Genomic DNA, 18,365 nt, shown 5'->3' on the forward strand with positions numbered 1-18,365 from the left:
CCTGCTTCACTGCCTGCGGATTACAGTAACGATTCCAACGAGCTTTTTACAAAGCAAGGTACTGATATATGAGCCTGGACGATCTTTTCACCGCTCGCGGCGCGTCGGCCAATGTGACCAACATCCGCAATCTGAAAGCCATCCAGATTTCCATCGCCTCGCCGGAGGCCATTCGCGAATGGTCCTACGGCGAGGTGAAAAAGCCGGAAACCATCAACTACCGCACCTTCAAGCCGGAGCGGGACGGCCTGTTCTGCGCCAAGATATTCGGCCCGGTGAAGGACTACGAGTGCAACTGCGGCAAGTACAAGCGCATGAAGCACCGGGGCATCGTCTGCGAAAAATGCGGCGTGGAGGTCATTGCCTCCAAGGTGCGGCGCGAGCGCATGGGCCATATCGAACTGGCCGCGCCCGTGGCGCATATCTGGTTTCTGAAAACTCTGCCCTCCAAGATCGGCACCCTGCTGGACATGACCATGGCCGATCTGGAAAAGGTGCTCTACTTTGATTCCTATATAGTGCTGGATCCTGGTCAGACCAATCTGCAGAAGCGCCAGGTCATTTCCGAAGACCAGTACCTCCAGATTCTGGATCATTACGGCAGTGACGAGGCGCTCACCGTGGGCATGGGCGCGGAGGCCGTGCGCAGCCTGCTGGAAGAGCTGGATCTGGAAAAGCTGCGTGTGGAACTGCGCGAGGAAGGCGAAGCCACCAAAAGCCAGACCAAAAAGAAAAAGCTGACCAAGCGCCTGAAGATCGTCGAGGCTTTTCTGGAATCCCAGAACAAGCCCGAGTGGATGATCATGGAAGTCATCCCTGTCATCCCGCCGGAACTGCGCCCCCTGGTGCCCCTGGACGGGGGCCGTTTCGCCACCTCGGACCTGAACGACCTCTATCGCCGGGTGATCAACCGCAACAACCGCCTCAAGCGGCTTATGGAACTGGGCGCGCCGGAGATCATCATCCGCAACGAAAAACGCATGCTTCAGGAAGCCGTGGACGCGCTTTTCGACAACGGCCGCCGCGGTCGGGCCATCGCCGGCACCAACGGCCGCCCGCTCAAATCCCTGTCGGACATGATCAAGGGCAAGCAGGGGCGCTTTCGCCAGAACCTGCTGGGCAAACGCGTGGACTACTCCGGCCGTTCGGTCATCACCGTGGGCCCCTACCTCAAGCTGCACCAGTGCGGTTTGCCCAAGAAGATGGCTTTGGAGCTGTTCAAGCCCTTCATTTACTCGGAGCTGGAAAAACGCGGTCACGCCTCCACCATCAAGAGCGCCAAGAAGATGGTGGAGCGCGAAGAACTGGTGGTCTGGGACATTCTGTCGGAAGTGGTGCGCGAGTATCCCATCCTGCTGAACCGCGCCCCCACCCTGCACCGTCTGGGCATTCAGGCCTTTGAGCCCCTGCTGGTGGAGGGCAAGGCCATCCGCCTGCATCCTCTGGTCTGCTCCGCCTACAATGCGGACTTTGACGGCGACCAGATGGCCGTGCACATTCCGCTTTCTGTGGAAGCGCAGATCGAATGCCGCGTGCTGATGATGAGCACCAACAACATTCTTTCCCCGGCCAACGGCGGCCCGGTCATCGTGCCCTCGCAGGACATTGTGCTGGGCCTTTATTACATGACCGTGGAGCGCAGCTTTGAAAAGGGCGAGGGCATGACCTTCTGCGCGCCCTGGGAGGTGGAAGCCGCCTACGACGCGGGCCAGGTCTCGCTGCATGCCCGCATCAGGGTGCGCATGAAGGAAGGCCAGGAGCCGGTGCAGACCACGCCGGGCCGCGTGCTGGTCAGCGACATTCTGCCGCCTGAGCTTTCCTTCGACCACGTCAACACCGTGCTGACCAAGAAAGCCATTGCCAAGCTGGTGGGCGCCGCCTACCGCACATGCGGCATCAAATCCACGGTCATTCTCTGCGACCGGCTCAAGGACATGGGCTACGAATTCGCCACCCGCGCCGGCGTGACCATTGGCGTGAAAGACCTGACCATTCCCGAAAGCAAAAAGAACATTCTGGCCAAATCCCAGGCTGAGGTGGACGACATCGAACGCCAGTACCGGGACGGCATCATCACCCGCACGGAAAAGTACAACAAGGTGGTGGATGTCTGGACCAAGGCCACGCAGGATGTCTCCACGGAAATGATCAAGGAGATATCCCACGACGTGCTGACAGACCCGAAAACGGGCAGGCAGGAGAAAAACCAGAGCTTCAACCCCATCTTCATGATGTCCAACTCCGGCGCGCGCGGCAACCAGGATCAGATGCGCCAGCTTGCCGGCATGCGCGGCCTGATGGCCAAGCCCTCGGGCGAAATTATTGAAACGCCCATCACCTCTTCCTTCCGCGAGGGGCTGTCGGTTCTGCAATACTTCACCTCCACCCACGGCGCGCGCAAGGGCCTGGCGGACACGGCCCTGAAGACCGCCAACTCCGGCTACCTGACCCGCCGTCTGGTGGATGTGGTGCAGGATGTGATTGTTTCCGAGCACGACTGCGGCACGGTGGACGGCATCGAACTGACGCACCTCAAGGAAGGCGGCGACATCAAAACCCCGCTGGCCGAACGCATTGTGGGGCGCGTACTGCTCTACCCCGTGCATGACCCTGACAACCCGGAACAGATTCTGCTGCCCGAAAACACCCTGATCACGGAGGCGGAAGCCAGGCTGATCAGCGACAAGGGCATCTCTTCCGTCACGGTGCGTTCACCCCTGACCTGCCAGTCCGAGCGCGGCATCTGCGCCCTCTGCTACGGGCGCGATCTGGCGCGCGGCCACCTGGTGAACACCGGCGAGACCGTGGGCATTATCGCGGCCCAATCCATCGGCGAACCGGGCACCCAGCTGACCATGCGCACTTTCCATATCGGCGGCACGGCCTCAAGCACCATCGAAAAGAATAAATTCGAGGCGCTCAACGCCGGACGGGTGATTCTCAGCCGCGTCCGGGCCGTGACCAACCGCGAGGGCGCGCAACTGGTGCTTGGCAAGAGCGGCCAAATGACCATCGTGGACCCGCAGGGGCGCGAACGCGAAAAATACATTCTGCCCAACGGCGCGCGCCTGATGGTTCATGACGGACAGGAGGTGACCAAGGGCGCGGTTCTGGCCGAGTGGGATCCTTTCAATGAACCTTTTGTCGCCGAAGAAGACGGCGTCATCCGCTTTGCGGACATCATCGACGGCAAGACCGTGCAGGAAAAGGTGGACGACGTGACCCGCCAGGCTTCCATGACCATCATGGAATACCGCACCACCAACTTCCGGCCCTCCATCTCCATCTGCGATGATGACGGCAACGTGAAAAAACGCAGCCACGGCGCGGCCTCGGCCATCTACAGCCTGCCCGTGGGCTCCATCATCATGGTCAAGGACGGCGAAAGCATCCAGGCCGGCGACATCATTGCCCGCAAGCCCCGCGAAACCTCCAAAACCAAGGATATCGTGGGCGGCCTGCCGCGCGTGGCCGAGCTGTTTGAAGTGCGCAAGCCCAAAGACATGGCCGTGGTTTCCGAAATATCGGGCACTGTGGCCTATGCCGGAGAATCCAAGGGCAAACGCAAGCTGGTGGTCACGCCCGAAATCGGCGAAGCCAAGGAATACCTGGTGCCCAAGGGCAAGCACATCACCGCCGCGGACGGCGACTTTGTGGAGGCGGGCGACGCCCTCACCGAGGGCTACCCGGAACTGCACGACATTCTGCGCACCCGGGGCGAGAAATACCTGGCCCGCTATCTGGTGGATGAAATCCAGGAAGTCTACCGCTTCCAGGGTGTGGGCATCGACGACAAGCACATTGAAGTGATTGTGCGCCAGATGCTCAAAAAAGTGACCATCCTTGATTCAGGCGGCACCAGCTTTCTGGTGGGCGAACAGGTGGACAAAAGCGAGTTCAAGGCCGAAAATCAGAAGGTCGTGGCCGAAGGCCGCGCCCCCGCCACAGCGGAACCGCTGGTGCTGGGCATTACCCAGGCATCGCTGACCACCTCTTCCTTCATCTCGGCGGCATCCTTCCAGGAAACGACCAAGGTGCTTACCGAAGCTTCGCTCAAGGGCAAGATGGACTACCTGCGCGGCCTCAAGGAAAATGTCATTGTGGGCCGCCTGATCCCCGCCGGCACGGGCTATCGAGAATATGTGAACGGCGATATCGAGGTGCCGGATCAGAAGGAACGCCCGGACAAATTCCTGGAAGAACTGGAAGAAAATCCCGTTCTGGTGAATCTGAACCAGTAACGCCCCCCTCACCGCACAAACCAAGCCCCCCGGGAAGGCATGCCTTCCCGGGGGGCTTGCTTGCGACAGGCGGCCAGCGGCTCTTCGCGTTTGCCGCAAAAGCGGGAAAATTTTCCGCGGCAAAAATTTTCGCCCTGACATGATCGTAATAATAAATTGATTTTATTAAAAAAATAATTCATTCAGGATTACTCTGATTCCTTTGAATCACATCAGAAGCTTTGCATTTTTATGAATTTCCGTTAGCATAAGTAACTCGCTGCGTACCTTGACTATCCTGTTTTTGTGGCCAATTCCCGAGTGAAGCGGCCCGGGCGTAAGGCTGGTCGCGTGCGCAATTGAAGGTGAGGTTGAAAGGCAAGCGGGCGTATGCCAGGCTTGTTGCGGCGACATCGGCCCGGGGCCGGCGTCCCGGCAAACCCATGATGCAGCGGCATCTTGACTTACGGGAGAAAACGCATGACCACTCTGTTCTACATTTTGGGCTACCTGGCGGTAGTCGGCTTCATCTGCCTGGCCTACCTGAAAATCAAGTCGTACATGGCGGCCAGCCCCCTGCATGTGCGCTGGGAACTCTACCCCGTGCCCCATGAAGGCAAGAAGGCCGCGTACGGCGGCAGCTTCATGGAGGAAAAGGAATGGTGGACCAGACCCCGCCACATTTCACACTGGGGCGACATCAAGGGCATTCTGGTGGAAGTGCTCTGCCTGCACGCCACCCTTGAGCATAATCCCAAGCTCTGGCTGCGCACCTATCCCTTCCATGTGGGCATGTACATGCTCATGGGCGGCACCATTATCGTGATTCTGGCCGTTCTTGCCCAGATGCTCGGCATGGACCCGCAAGGCGGCTTCATGACCTTCGTGAGCAATGTGATCAGCGCCGTGGTGCTGCTGGGCGCGTTCTGCATCGTGGGCGGCGGCATTGCCCTGATACAGCGTCGCCGCAGCGACGAGGGCCTGAAAAAATACACCACCCCCGAGCACTATCTCAACCTGGGCGCGTTCGTGCTTTTCGGCCTGCTGAGCCTGGCGGCCTGGGCCTTTAATCCCTCGTATTTCGAGCTGGCCCGCACCTTCATTCACAACCTGTTCACCTTCACCTTCCAGCCTTTGCCCAGCGCCTTCTTCACGCTGAACCTGCTGGTGGGCTTTTTCCTGCTCATATGGATTCCCGTGACCAACATGGGGCATCTGATCATGAAATACTTCATGTACCACGACATTCGCTGGGGCGACGAACCCACCAACTATAACGCCAAGAACAAGCAGAAGATCGGCGAAATGCTCAAGTACAACGTAACCTGGTCCGCGGACCATATCGCCGGCGACGGCAGCCCCAAGACCTGGGTGGATGTGGCCACCACCAATCCCGCAGCCCCCAAGAAAGAAGACTAGGGAGTTCCGAAATGAAAGATAATCTGCGTTTGAGCGATGTTTCCACTGTCGAAGGACAGATGGTCAGCATTGATCCCAATACCCTTCCCCAACTCAGCCTGGACGTGAAGGCCATGCCCTGGAAGCCCTTCACCGACGAGCAGAAGGAAAACACGGCCTGTATTCTGGACGACGTGTGCGTGCTGAATATTCCCAAACCCAAAAATCGTCAGGAAGAAGAGGAACTGGTCAACAAGTTCCTCAACGGCATGCGCAAGCTCTTCTCCAAGGAAAACAACTGGACCTTCCTGCCCATGCTGGAAACCAGCATGGACAACTGCGTGCAGTGCAACTCCTGTTCCGCCGCCTGTCATCTTTTTGAAATGTCCGGCGAAAACGAGATGTACCGGCCCAATTTCCGCTCTGAAATCTTTCGCCGCATCTACAAGCAGTATGTAAAAAAAGAGCCCTTCGCCAAATGGCGTTACGGCGACATGGGCCTGAACTGGAAAACGGTGGCCCGCCTGGGCGAACTGGCCTATCGCTGCAACCTCTGCCGCCGTTGCGCCCAGACATGCCCCATCGGCGTGGACAACGGCCTCATCGCCCGTGAAATACGCAAGCTGTTCAGCCAGGAGCTGGGCATCTACCCCCGCGAACTGCACGAAAAGGGCACCGTCAATCAGATGAAGGTGGGCTCTTCCACCGGCATGACCCCTGAAGTGGTCAAGGAAAACGTGGAGTTCATCGACGAGGATTATTCCGAAATCACCGGTGTGGGCATCCACACGCCTTTCGACGTGAAGGGCGCGGATATCATGCTGCTGCACAATGCCGGCGAAGTCATGGCCTGGCCTGAAAACATCGCCGCCTTCTCCCTGATCTTTCAGGAGGCCGGCCTGTCCTGGACCCTGTCCAGCAAGGCCGTGGCCTATGACGGCGTAAACTACGGCGTGTTCTACGACGACGCCCAGACCGCGCGCATTGCCTTGCAGCACATGATGGCCGCCAAGGAACTGGGCGTCAAAAAAATTGTCATCGGTGAATGCGGGCATGCCCACAAGGCGCTCACCGTCATCGCCGACCGCGTGATTCCCTTTGAATATCAGGTGCCGCGCGAATCCTGCTATGTGACCCTGCGTGATATCGTCATGTCCGGTCGCCTCAAGCTTGATCCCGCGCGCAACAACTTCCCCGTAACCCTGCACGACCCGTGCAACGCGGTGCGCCTGATGGGCATTGTGCAGCCGCAGCGCGAGATTCTGCACAAGATTGCGCCCCTGTTCCGCGAAATGCCTTGCCACGGCGTAGACAACTACTGCTGCGGCGGCGGTTCCGGCTTCGCCATCATGACCCGCAACAATATCGACGAATGGCGCGGCAATATCTCCGGGCGCAAAAAGATGTGGCAGATCGGCGAAGCCTTCAAGGACTGCCTCGGCCCCGAAACCAAGAAATACATCTGCGCTCCCTGCTCCAACTGCAAGGGCCAGATCCGCGAACTGCTGGAGCACAATGACCTGTACTCCAAAAACAGCTTCGCATACGGCGGCCTGGTGGAACTTATCGTCAACGCCATGGCCAATACGAATCCCGGCTTTATCAAGTGGGAAGGCGACGAAGAGTAGCCCGCGCGGCAGGCTGGCAAACCGACTTCAAGGGGGGCGCAAGCCCCCCTTTTCTCGCTCTTTTTACGGCCGTTTTCGCGCCCCGGATTCCCTAATGTCTAATTGCAAAAATTCTGTGCAGAATTCTGCACAGAATCTTTGCGGGATCGTTCGCGAAAAAACGTGTTTTTTCGCTTACTCACGGCGGCCGCGCCGCCGCGAAATCCTTACGGATTTTGTAGAGTCCACTTTTGCAAGTGGACTCTGGGCCACGGTCAGATTTACGGTGATTCAGCTTTCCATTTCCCGGCCGCGCGCGTCGGCGGCCAGCACGGCATCCACCAGCAGGCCCGGCAAGCCCGCGCGGTCCAGCTGGTTGACACCGGCGATGGTCAGACCGCCGGGCGAGCAGACCTCATCGCGCAACTGCATCAGCGGCGCGGGATTCAGCTCGGCCATGCGCGCCGAACCGGCAAAAAGCGCGGCCACCATGCGGCGGGCCTCCTTATGCTGAAACCCCAGAGTGACGCCAGCCTGCACCAGCCCTTGCATCATTTCAAAAACATAGGCCGGGCCCGCGCCGATCAGAGCTGAAAAGGCGGTAAAGCGCGCTTCGGGCAGTTCCAGGCAAAGGCCCAGCGCTCCGAAAAGTTCCATCAGCGCTTTTTTGCGTTCCGGCGGCATGGCCTCCTCAAAGGAAAAGGCGAAGACGCCCTTGCCCACCAGAGCCGGGGTATTGGGCATGCAACGCGCCACCGCGCATCTGTCTCCGACGGCCTCGCGCAGGCTTTTCAGGCTGACGCCCGCCGCCACAGACAGCAGCACCTTGTCAGCGCCGAGCTTCGGGCGCATCTCCGCCAGCACGGCAGCGGCCTGATAGGGTTTGACCGCCAGAATGACAATTTGCGAATCCTCCGCCACGGCACAGGCATCAGCCCTGGCCGTCACGCCCTTTTCCAGAAGAGGTCTCATGCGCTCAGGCGTGCGGTTACAGCCGCAGAACGCATAGCCTTCACGCAGGCTGTCAGCCAGGCCGGCGAGAATGGCCCCGCCCATATGGCCGCAGCCCACGCAGCCTATTGTGGTGATCTTCACGACAACACTCCCGTATTTCAGGTTTATTGATGAAAAAGGCGGCTTCACGGCGGCGGTCCGCAACTTTACCCCGCATCGCCCTGGCGTTGCGCAAGGTGCCAGAGCAGACGGCGCAGGGGGATGACCGCCACGCCAGTCTTGTCCTGCCAGCGGCGCAAGGCGCTGAAGGTTTCCGGGTAGGGATGGCCGATGGCCACGGCGAAACCGCCGGAGCGCGCCCTGGCCGCCGCCGCATCCAGAGCGGCAAGAATGGCGGAAGTTTTCCGGCGCGTATCCAGAAAAACCGTCCGGCTTAGGCTGACCAGACCGGCGGCGCGTGCCTCTTCCGCCAGGCGGGAATGGGGCTGGGTCAGACTGTCCAGAACAGCAAGGCCGCGCCCCGCCAGTTGCGCGCAGAGCCGGCGACTGGCGGCGGCGCTGCCCGTAAAAGCGGAGCCCATATGGTTATTCAGCCCCAGCGCCGTCGGCGCGGCGGCCAGGGCGGGTTCCAGTACGGCGGCCAAAGCCCGCGTGCTCATATTTGTCAACAGCGCGCCCGGCCCGGGCGCGGGGCGTGAGCCGTCGGCGCGCGGCAAAGGCTCCATGGGCAGATGCACCAGGCAATCCAAAGCCATCTGCCCGGCCAGAGCCGCTGTCGCGCCGCTTTTGGGCGCCAGCGGCCAGACGGCCAGAGCCACGGGAAAAGGCAGAGCCGCCAGGGCTTCGGCATCTTCCAGCCTCCGGCCCAGGTCATCCATGACCAGAATCAGCGCGGCCGCGGGCATGGGCCGGGCCAGGTCGGCCAGCTCCCGCTCTCTTCCGGGAAAGTGAAAACTGTGGCTCAACCGTCCGTTGAGGCGCATTTCCAGCACGCCCTCATCGGTCCAGGACAGACGCGGGCGCGCCGTATTCCCCCCGACGCCGGGCAGCGGGGCGGAATCCAGGGAAGCGGCGGGGCGCAGCTTTTCCAGCAAGGCCACAGCCAGGCGCAAGGGCGCGCAAGGCCCTGTGATCCGGTAACGGCGCGCGCCGCCCGCCCCCGAGGCTTCATCCTCACACTGCCAGTGCGCGAACGGCAAAGCCCGCGGCAGCGTTTGGCTGACCAGGGCATGCAGCGCGGCCCATGCAGGGCGGGCTTCCCTCTCTTCCGCTGACGCCGCCTGGCGGCCGGCCGCGTCAGGCCGGAGGCCGGAAACGACGGGGCCGCCTTGTTCAGCGACATGCGGCGCGTTGCCCCCCTCTCCCCACCAGAGCGAAAAAAACAGAGCGCACAACAACCAGACCAAACCAGCCAGCCCCAGACGGCTGGAAGCGCGCGGCCCCCTGCCTTCCCCGCAAGGGGCGGTCAGGGGGCCTCCGTCTCTTTTTTTATTATCCACGCTGGGTCATGCCGCCGGCGCTTTTCATCCCCAGACACGAGGGCGAAAACAACGCCGCCGCCTGATTCTAATTCTCAATCTCCCGCATTCTGGGCAGGCTTTTCACCACCTGAAGAGCCATGCGCAACTGATTATCGCGGGCCAGTTGCTCCTTGGCTTCATCTTTTTTGCCCTTGCCCTGGCCGGCCTTCCTGTCCTTGCCGTTTTCAAGATGCCGGTTGAGATCCTGCTCGCGCAGCAGGAAACGCGGGTTGTCCTTGTCTTCAGTGCGCGGCGCTTCAAAGGGCACCTCCAGGTCGGGCACGATGCCTTCGGCCTGAATGGAACTGCCGTTGGGCGTATAGTACAGGGCCACCGTCAGCTTGAGGCCGGAACCGTCGGACAGCGGAATAATGTTCTGCACCGAACCCTTGCCGAAAGAGCGCTCGCCCAGAATCAGGGCGCGCTTCTGGTCGCGCAGCGCGCCGGCCACAATTTCCGAGGCGGAGGCCGAACCGGCGTTGACCAGCACCACCATGGGCACGCGCACATCATCGGCCTGTCTTCTGGCTTCATAGACGCGATCCGTATTGTCGCGGCGGCCCTTGATGGAAACAATCACACCCTGTCGCAGGAAAATGTCGGACACGCTGACCGCCTGGTCAAGCAGTCCGCCGGGATTGTTGCGCAGGTCCAGCACAATGCCCTTGAGGCCGCCCGCGGCCTTGCTTTCCTTTTCCGCGGCCTTGAGCGCGTCCCTGAGTTCCTCGGTGGTGCGTTCAGAGAAACGGGTCAGGCGTACCCAGTAGCAGCCGTCTTCCAGCTTTTTGGACTTGACGCTGATCAGGGGTATGGCGTCGCGCACAATACGCACGGTCTGCGGGGTTTTGGCGTCGCTGTGCAGGATGGTCAGCTCCACTTCCGTGCCCTTGGCCCCCCTGATGCGCGAGACGACCTCCTGCAGCGAAAGTTCCTGCGTGGGTTGCCCGTTGATGGACAGAATCACGTCGCCGGACTGAAGACCCGCGCGGAAAGCCGGCGTGTCTTCAATGGGCGTCACCACCACGACCTGGCCGTTTTCCATGGAAATTTCAATGCCCACCCCGAAAAATTCGCCGGAGGTGGTTTCCTGCATTTCCTTGTATTCTTCCGTGTTCATGAAGGTGGAGTGCGGGTCGAGCCCCTGCAGCATGCCCTTGACGGCTCCGTTGATCAGGTCCGTCTGGGTCACATCCTTCACATAGTAGCGTTCCACCAGGTCAAGCACCTGGCTGAAACGCTTCAAGGCCTCATATTTGTTGGGGGCTTCCTTGGCGGGTTCTTTTTTGGCCGCCGCGTCGGCGGTCTGAACCGCGCTCGGGCCGCACAGAACCAGAAGAAGCGCAAACATGCAGAAGCGGACAAGAAAACGCATAAAAAAGCCTCCACGGCGATATGCATATGCCCGCCCTCCTGAAGCGGAAAACGGGAAGCGGCAAGCGAACGAACGCCCGCGCAATGATTGATGCCGAACCGGACAGCCCGCGAAACACGCGCGCCGTTCCGGCGGCGCTGAACGACGCCGCCATATGGCAGCCACGGGAACGCGCTTGCGTCAAATCGGGGATGCGACCGATTTTGGCTGAAACGCCGTTTCAGCGTCAGCGCCGCTTCGATTTTGTTGCGCCGAAAGACCGCTGGCTGCGAAAACACCAAGCGGATACTGCCTCTTTTCAGCCCAAAATGCAATGCCGAAGGCGTCGCCGCCACCAGGGCGCGGGCTGCGCCAGAGACAAAGAAAGGGGCCGCCTTGCGGCGGCCCCTCAGACTATTGGCAAACCCCGCTTTGCGGTGTTTGCGCCGTCTAAGCCGCTTGCGCGGCTTGACGAAAGACGCGAAAATCAGTCGCAACCCGCCCTTACGCCACCCAAGGCGGCATGGCCGGATGCGGCCCGGGCTACTTGCAGCAGTCTTCCACCTTGAAGAAAGAAGCCGCGCCGGCGCCGCACACGGGGCAGGAATCACAGGGGCCTTCGTGGGTGTAGCCGCAGATCTTGCAGACATAGTAATCCACATTGGCAAGACCGGAAGGATTGGCAATCGCCTTCTTGTACAGATTGGCGTGCACTTCCTCCACCTTGTTGGCAAAGTCGAAGTATTTGGCCACGGCGGTCTGGCCTTCCGCCTGGGCTTCCTTGATCATTTCGGGATACATCTTGGTAAATTCATAGGTTTCGCCTTCCAGGGCGGCCTGGAGGTTCGCGGCGGTGTCGCCGACCTTGCCGGCGTTTCTCAGGTGCGCATGGGCATGAATGGTCTCGGCGGCGGCGGCGGCGCGGAACAGCTTGGCGACCTGCGGCAGGCCCTCCTTGTCGGCCACCTGGGCGAAAGCGAGGTATTTGCGATTGGCCTGGGACTCGCCGGCAAAGGCGGCCATCAGATTTTCCTGGGTCTTGCTCATGGGACTCTCCTTTTAGCGTATGTAAAGTTTTGTTGTTTCCATTAGCAGGAACAATTCCTATTTATAAAAAGCCGTCGCTCTTGTAAAGCTTTTTTTGCGCATTTGTCGGAGGCAGGCCCTCAACACCACAATAACATATTGTAATATTTAATTATAATAATTTTTCTTTTTTCCGCCACAGCCTCCCCGGCCCGCCGCTTCCTCCAGCAGCTTTTGCCAGGCGTCCACAGTCCGGTCGGGCGCAAAGTCCGCCGCGCGGCGCTGGCCAGCCTCGCGGGCCGCGCTGTCGGGCGGCTGGAGCAGCGCCGCCTGCAGGGCGTCAGCCAGCGCCGCCGCATCGCCCACAGGCGTCAGTGTGCCGTAACGCCCCTGCTCCAGCAGTTCACCGGGCCCGCTGGGGCAATTGGTGGAAACCACAGGCAGGCCAAGGCTCAACGCTTCGACCAGAACCAGCGGCAGGCCTTCAAAGACAGAGCTGGCGGCCAATGCCGCGGCGCGCGCCATAAGCGGATACGGGTTCAGAAAACCCGGCAGAAAAAGGCTTTCACTGACCCCGTAATGCCGCCCAAGGCCCTCCAGAAAGGCCCTTTGCGAGCCTTCGCCCGCAATGCAGAGATTATGTTCCACCCCGCGTCTCTTCAGGATGGCGTGCGCCTCTATCAGCAATTCAAAGGCCTTTTGCCTTTCCAGTCTGCCCACCCCCAGAACAACCGGCTTGCGAAAACAATCGTTCAGACTCTCAGGCAGCGGCGCCAGGGCCTGCCGCTGAATGGCCGCCGCGTCCAGCGGGTTCCAGAGCACCCGCAAACGCGGGCGCAAGTCCGGCCAGAGTTTTGCCGAAGATTCCAGAATGCCCCGGCTGACGCAGACCACGCTGTGACAGCGGCGCAAGGCCCAACCCAGCATGCCGCCGTAAAGCCGGCGGTAGAATTTGCCTTTGCGCGCGAGATAGCCGCCCACATCCTTGTGCAGCCAGCCCACAGCCCGACCCGGGGCCGACAGCCCGGCCCAGAATATGCTTTGCAGTTCCAGACTGCCCAGAACCACGTCACTGGCGCGAACCAGATTTCTGATTCGCGCGGCATGACGCAAGGCGGCCATGAGGCCGCCGCGCTCCGGCATGGAAAAAGAAAGAGCGGGAGGAACCTGCCCGGCAAGCGACGGCAGGTGGCGCGTGCAGCAAAGAATCACCTGAAAGCGCCGCGCGTCCAGCCGCCGCGCCAGATCCAGCGCAACTTTTTCAGCGCCGCCGCCCACACTGTGCATGATGATCAGGCAGCGCGGCATGTCGCGCCCCCCTCCAGCGATTCTTCCAGACCTACCCCTTGAGAAACGGCGTAAAAACAAAAAAACGGCAGACAAAACAAGGGATTGCGGATATCCACGGAACCAAGGGAGACTGTCAGGCCCAGAACCAGCCAGGCAACGCTGGCCGGAACCATAAAGGCCAGAAGCGCGCTGTCCGGCCTGGCGCGGCGCATGCGCCGCAAGCGCCAGCATACCCGCCCCACGAACCCGAGGGCCAGCAGGGTCAGCGGCAGCCCATACTGGGCAGCCAGCGCCGGCAGGGCCGAGAGTTCGCCGCCGCTGCCCTGCTCTTTCCAGAAGCGCAATTCCGGGTTGGACAGGTGCGCCAGATAGCGTTCTCCGTTATGCAAATGGGCGAAGTACCAGTTGCGGCCCACGCCCAATAAGGGATGCGCCTTGATCATGTCCACTGTATCCAACAGGCAGACCATGCGCGGCAGTTTGCCCATCTTCGCGAGCCGCTGGCGAAACTCCGGCTGGCTCTGGCCCGCAAGCAGCGCCGCCCAGAGGCAGACAAGCATGAGCCCGGCGGCCATCAGGGCCGCGCGCGCACCCCATTGGCGGCGCAATATTGCCCAGAGGATCAGAAGCAGGCCCGCCAGGGCCAGCAACCATCCTGTTCTGGAACGGCAAAACAGCAGGATGACGAAACAGCAAAGCAGCATGACGCCGCCGGCCAGCCTGAAGTTGCGCCTTGAGCTCAGACCGAGCAGCCCGAAGGCCAGAGGCGCAAAAAACACGCCCACCATCGCGGCCAGAGCTGACGCCTCCTCAAAAAAACCGTTGAAACGGGGCAGCGTCAACGCATACGCGCCCTGACTGTAAAAATCATAAAAAGCATTTTCCCAGCGCGCTTCGAGCAAGGGCGAGAAAAGGAAGAGAAGGCGGCCGGCGGTCGCCCGCGCCACAGGATGCTCAATCTGCTGGTCGCAAAGATACGTCCAGTTCTCGCTGGGCGTAGTATAGATGTAGACGGCCTGCACGGCGCACCAGAAGGCCAGAAGGCCAAAAGCCCAGATCGCCCCTCGCAGCAGACAGCGGCGGCTTTTTTCCTCTCGCAGCGCCACCCGGCAGAGCAGAGCGAAAAAGAGCGCAAAAGGCAGTTGCGCGCCCAACCTGATCAGGTCGAAAAGGACAGCTCGCCCCAGTGGGGCGTCTTCCGGCAGAAAAAGCCGTGCGCTGCGCCAGTCCGCCAGCGTCTGCACGGCAAAAAGCGCTATCAGCCAGGGCAAAAACGGACGCGCCAGGCGCCAGGCTTCAGGCGGCGTCCAGAGCCCCTTTTTCCAGGCCCAGAGCATAAAAACAAGACAAGGATACAGCAAAAAATGCTGGGCGTAATAATTGGGGATGGAGGGGAAAACCCATACTTGCCAGCAAGACAGCGGAATCAGCAAGAAAGCGAATATGTGCAAGGGCCATGAACCCGCAAAAATATTCTTCATAGGGGCCGTCCAAGCAAAAATTTCAGCAGATTGCAAAAGTATCGTGGGGCTTGGCGCAATGTTTGCCAGCGGTTGCTCCCCTTGATCAACCCATCGATGAATAAAAGGCAGGCCGGATAATAGAAAAGATGAAGAAGAACAGATTTATTGTAATACCATTTGTATGTTTCAAATTTTCCATGTCGCCGCAAATAACTTTTCAAATCCGCCATGCTGAGCAGCGCGTCTGTCCGTCTGGACATATCGAGCGTCACGCTGCCTTTATTCTTGATATATGAATATAGTGGTCTGTTTACACAGACTATATCTGGCGAACATGTCATGGCCTTGAAGGCGAACGCCATATCCTCAGCCATGCGCGACACGGGAAAGGTTATGCCGTTGCCCACCAGAAATGACCGCAGGTAAAGCTTATTCCAGGGCGGGGACAATACTTCACTCTTATGCAGCAAATCATGTGATGTTCTGACGCCTTCCGGCAGGCAGTCATGTGTTCCCCCGGCATACGACACCCGCATGCCGCAAACGGCCACCGCCGCCCCGGATTGGCGCGCCGCCGCATACAGGCTTGAAAACATCTCCGGTTCCGCCATGTCATCGGCATCCACAAAACCCACATACTCGCCGCGCGCCAGGGTCATGCCGGCGTTGCGGGCCGCGCCCGGGCCCCGGTTCCGCTCCCGCCGCAGATAGCGGATGCGCTCAGGCCAGCGCCCGGCATAGTTTCTGGCGATATCCGGCGAGGCGTCCACAGAGGCGTCGTCCGCCAGAATAATTTCCAGCTCGCGCAAATGCTGGCCCAGCAGCGACTCAATACAGCGCCCCAGCCAGCGTTCCGCATTATAAAACGGCACAATGACGCTCACCGCCCAGCCCATTAGCGCGCTCCTTTTGTGGCAGGGGCAAAAAAGGCTATGGGGCAAAAACGCAGCACGCTCCAGGAGAGCCCCCCAAAGATGCCGCTCTCCACCAGCAGGGACAAGCAGGCTCCGCCCTCCACCCCCCAAACATAAGCCAGAATCGCGGCCATCGGCAGGCTCAGAACGCACATGACGGCCTGAGTCGCAATCAAAGCCCTCTCCTTGCCAAAAGCCACCAGCGTCTGTGTGCCCAGCACCATGTTGCAGGCCAGGACAGGCGCAAGAAAAGCCATGATCCTGAGTATGGGCGTCGCCTCGGCATAGGCGGCCCCCAAAGCCAGGCGGATGAGCCACGGCGCGGCGAACCAGACCGCGGCTGTGGCGCAGAGCATGACCGCCGCCGTCCCTCCCAGAGACCAGCGCAGCATGCTGGCCGCCCGACCCGGCTGCGCGCCGCGCAGGGCGCAGATTTCAGGAAAAAGCGTCTGCGTTACGGGATTGCTGACGCTGACCACGGCGCGGACGATCTTATCCGCCGCCACAAGCATGCCCATTTGCGCGGGGGGAAGGAAAAAACCGAGCAGCAGCTGGGCCCCGTTATTGTAGACCAGGGATGCCAGCGTGCCGGCAAAAAGCATTCTTGTCCGCGCGAGAGCGCGCCAGCCCCCGCCCAGCGTGGGCAAAACCCGATAGCGCCCAGCCAGCCGGGCCGTCAGCCAGAGATAGGCGAAACCCTTGCAACATGCCGTCAGCAAAAGATAGCGCGGCCAGTCGTCAGCGGCGCGCACACAGGCGAATGCCAGAAGCAGCACGAGGGCGCTGCTGCACACGTCCCAGCACGCCATGCGGCGCATGGCGCGCCCGATGCCCTGAAAAAACCATGTCGGATTAAGCCCTCTGGCGAGTCCGGCCATGACGGCCAGCGCATAGGCGCCGGGATGGGCCGCCGCATGCGGCAGCAGGGGCAGCAGGGCCAGACTGCCCAGCAGGCAGCCCGAACTCAGCAGAATCTTTGCTGAAAGCACCTGCCCCAGAAGCGCGGACAGCGCGCCCTCCCGTCCACGGCATGCGGCGGCTTCGCGCACGGCTCCCAGGGTAAAGCCCCAATCCATAACCAGGCCGATGATCACGGAAACCAGACTCATATACATAAGCAGGCCGAAAGCATCTGGCCCCAAAACACGGGCAAGCCAGGGCAAGGCCAGCAGGGGCAGCAACAGTTGCGCGGTCTGAATGGCGCCGAATGAAACAAACGTGGCGAGGTGAGGGCGAAAAAGGCCGCGCAGGCGGCCGGAGCAACGCGTCACAAGCCTTTTCCCCCGCACAGCGTACGGTAAAGGCTGGCGTAGGCCCGATAGACATTGCGGGCGTCGTGCCGCTCCTCCACACGACGGCGCGCGGCCGCGCCCATCCGCCGGCGCAGCTCCGCATCCTGTATGAGACGCCGCACATGGGCAATCAGCTCTTCCGCGGACGCGCCCAGAAAACCGGTGACGCCATGCTGAACAATGGCGCGGTTGGCGGGGATATCAGTGGCCACCACGGCTTTGCCCAAAGCCATGGCCTCCAAAACGGAATAGGAAAGTCCATCCCAGAGAGAAGTCTGCACATAGATGTCCAGAGCGGCGAGGCGCGTCAGCGCCTCGCCCCGGCTGAGCCAGCCGGGGCATTCCACTCCCGGCGGCAGTATGGCGTTATGCTGTGACGCGCCGATCCAGGTCCACAATGCCTGATTTTGCAGCGCCAGGGCCAGAGCGCAAAAAAGCCGCGGATTCCGTTGCGCCTCCAGGCGGCCGCAGGTTCCCACCACGACCTGATCCGACTGAGTTCGACAAAGAGGCATGCTCTGCCGCAAATCATCCAGTTCGGCCAGGTTCAGAGAGTTGGGGATGCAAATGACCGGATCATGCCGGCCCGCAAGCTGGCGGGAAAATTTGTATTCCTCCTCTCCGCAGGCCACAATGGCCGTTCCGGCGCGGGCGGCAAGCCACTCTGCCGACTTGAAGCAGGCGCGGCGCAACGGCCCCACATCCGTACGCAAAAAAGCGTAACCGTGCGGCGTGTATACGGACGGCAACCCCGCCCAGCGGGCAGCCCAACGCCCCAGAAAGCCCGCCTTGGAAGAATGACAGTGCACCACATCCGGCCGCAGGGAGCGGAGCATCCCGCACAGTCGCCCGAAGGCGCGCAGATCCGCCCCGGGCCGGATGGCCCTGGTCATGGGAAGGAAATAAAACGACACGTCCCCGGGAAAAAGCTTTGCAAATGACTCGGGGCTTTCCGGGCGCAAGGCGTGGATAACGGAATGCCGAATGCCGTCCCGCACCGTATGGCACAGGGTCGCAAGCGCCGCAAGGCAACCCGCGGCAAAAGACTCCATTACATGAACGACATGGATGGATTCTCTCTGGCGAGAATCTGGAATGCCTGAAATTCTGTTAGCGGCGGGCATTACCAGCATACCCGCCCGATAGCGCAAATTCTGCTAAGAGAGAGAGAGAGAGAGAGAGAGAGAGAGAGAGAGAGAGAATGTGCCGTCATATGGAATTTACTCACAGTAATAACACAGTTGCAAAGTAATCTCTGATTAAAAAGACAGCCACCGTCTCAAGCCGCTTTTGACCTAACAGAAGCTCTTTATAAAGGCATTCCTCAGCG

Annotated in this window: 12 protein-coding genes; 3 read left to right on the plus strand and 9 right to left on the minus strand. The window is 60.6% G+C overall.

The annotated features are described in order from the left end of the window. Window positions 1–68: 68 nt before the first annotated feature. The 3 genes from rpoC (at window position 69) to ACQRA4_RS09005 (ending at window position 7,246) form a co-directional block, all read left to right on the plus strand. Window positions 69–4,241, plus strand: coding sequence for a DNA-directed RNA polymerase subunit beta' (gene rpoC, locus ACQRA4_RS08995; protein ID WP_427822738.1), 4,173 nt, complete (start codon window positions 69–71; stop codon window positions 4,239–4,241). Window positions 4,242–4,700: 459 nt separating this feature from the next. Continuing rightward, the gene (locus ACQRA4_RS09000; RefSeq protein ID WP_427822739.1) at window positions 4,701–5,639 is read left to right on the plus strand and encodes a respiratory nitrate reductase subunit gamma; all 939 of its coding nucleotides are present in this window, start codon (window positions 4,701–4,703) and stop codon (window positions 5,637–5,639) included. Between the two features lie 11 nt (window positions 5,640–5,650). Continuing rightward, window positions 5,651–7,246 (plus strand): (Fe-S)-binding protein, encoded by a 1,596-nt coding sequence (locus ACQRA4_RS09005; protein ID WP_427822740.1) that lies wholly within the window; start codon window positions 5,651–5,653, stop codon window positions 7,244–7,246. Between the two features lie 270 nt (window positions 7,247–7,516). Here the strand turns inward: ACQRA4_RS09005 and proC are convergent, their stop codons facing one another. The 9 genes from proC to ACQRA4_RS09050 all read right to left on the minus strand — a co-directional run bounded on the left by proC (window position 7,517) and on the right by ACQRA4_RS09050 (window position 18,168). Beyond that, window positions 7,517–8,320, minus strand: a complete 804-nt coding sequence (gene proC / locus ACQRA4_RS09010; protein ID WP_427822741.1) for a pyrroline-5-carboxylate reductase — start codon at window positions 8,318–8,320, stop codon at window positions 7,517–7,519. A 65-nt stretch (window positions 8,321–8,385) separates the two neighbouring features. Further along, the gene (locus ACQRA4_RS09015; RefSeq protein ID WP_427822742.1) at window positions 8,386–9,678 is read right to left on the minus strand and encodes a divergent polysaccharide deacetylase family protein; all 1,293 of its coding nucleotides are present in this window, start codon (window positions 9,676–9,678) and stop codon (window positions 8,386–8,388) included. Between the two features lie 67 nt (window positions 9,679–9,745). After that, entirely contained in the window at window positions 9,746–11,071 is a 1,326-nt protein-coding gene (locus ACQRA4_RS09020; protein ID WP_427822743.1) for a S41 family peptidase, read from the minus strand. Between the two features lie 522 nt (window positions 11,072–11,593). Beyond that, a complete protein-coding gene (locus tag ACQRA4_RS09025; protein ID WP_427822744.1) occupies window positions 11,594–12,097 on the minus strand; it encodes a rubrerythrin family protein in 504 nt (167 codons plus the stop codon). Window positions 12,098–12,244: 147 nt separating this feature from the next. Then, on the minus strand, window positions 12,245–13,384 hold the full coding sequence (locus tag ACQRA4_RS09030; RefSeq protein WP_427822745.1) for a glycosyltransferase: 1,140 nt from the start codon (window positions 13,382–13,384) through the stop codon (window positions 12,245–12,247). Beyond that, window positions 13,369–14,847, minus strand: a complete 1,479-nt coding sequence (locus ACQRA4_RS09035) for an O-antigen ligase family protein (protein ID WP_427822746.1) — start codon at window positions 14,845–14,847, stop codon at window positions 13,369–13,371. The genes ACQRA4_RS09030 and ACQRA4_RS09035 overlap by 16 nt, the downstream gene beginning before the upstream one ends. After that, window positions 14,844–15,725, minus strand: coding sequence for a glycosyltransferase family 2 protein (locus ACQRA4_RS09040; protein ID WP_427822747.1), 882 nt, complete (start codon window positions 15,723–15,725; stop codon window positions 14,844–14,846). Before ACQRA4_RS09040 ends, ACQRA4_RS09035 begins: the two co-directional genes overlap by 4 nt. Then, window positions 15,725–17,014: a lipopolysaccharide biosynthesis protein gene (locus ACQRA4_RS09045; RefSeq protein WP_427822748.1), complete on the minus strand. Its 1,290-nt coding sequence runs from the start codon at window positions 17,012–17,014 to the stop codon at window positions 15,725–15,727. Before ACQRA4_RS09045 ends, ACQRA4_RS09040 begins: the two co-directional genes overlap by 1 nt. Continuing rightward, window positions 17,011–18,168, minus strand: coding sequence for a glycosyltransferase (locus tag ACQRA4_RS09050; RefSeq protein WP_427822749.1), 1,158 nt, complete (start codon window positions 18,166–18,168; stop codon window positions 17,011–17,013). The genes ACQRA4_RS09045 and ACQRA4_RS09050 overlap by 4 nt, the downstream gene beginning before the upstream one ends. Window positions 18,169–18,365: the final 197 nt, after the last annotated feature.

Source organism: Desulfovibrio sp. SGI.169 (assembly GCF_050313595.1).
Classification (GTDB): Bacteria; Desulfobacterota; Desulfovibrionia; order Desulfovibrionales; family Desulfovibrionaceae; genus Desulfovibrio.

What these genes read in the sequence shown, in the direction of transcription:
- rpoC (WP_427822738.1), top strand. Translation starts at nt 69, where the DNA reads ATGAGCCTGGACGATCTTTTCACCGCTCGCGGCGCGTCGGCCAATGTG.
- ACQRA4_RS09000 (WP_427822739.1), top strand. Translation starts at nt 4,701, where the DNA reads ATGACCACTCTGTTCTACATTTTGGGCTACCTGGCGGTAGTCGGCTTC.
- ACQRA4_RS09005 (WP_427822740.1), top strand. Translation starts at nt 5,651, where the DNA reads ATGAAAGATAATCTGCGTTTGAGCGATGTTTCCACTGTCGAAGGACAG.
- ACQRA4_RS09020 (WP_427822743.1), bottom strand. Translation starts at nt 11,071, where the DNA reads ATGCGTTTTCTTGTCCGCTTCTGCATGTTTGCGCTTCTTCTGGTTCTG.
- ACQRA4_RS09025 (WP_427822744.1), bottom strand. Translation starts at nt 12,097, where the DNA reads ATGAGCAAGACCCAGGAAAATCTGATGGCCGCCTTTGCCGGCGAGTCC.
- ACQRA4_RS09030 (WP_427822745.1), bottom strand. Translation starts at nt 13,384, where the DNA reads ATGCCGCGCTGCCTGATCATCATGCACAGTGTGGGCGGCGGCGCTGAA.
- ACQRA4_RS09035 (WP_427822746.1), bottom strand. Translation starts at nt 14,847, where the DNA reads ATGAAGAATATTTTTGCGGGTTCATGGCCCTTGCACATATTCGCTTTC.
- ACQRA4_RS09040 (WP_427822747.1), bottom strand. Translation starts at nt 15,725, where the DNA reads ATGGGCTGGGCGGTGAGCGTCATTGTGCCGTTTTATAATGCGGAACGC.
- ACQRA4_RS09050 (WP_427822749.1), bottom strand. Translation starts at nt 18,168, where the DNA reads ATGCTGGTAATGCCCGCCGCTAACAGAATTTCAGGCATTCCAGATTCT.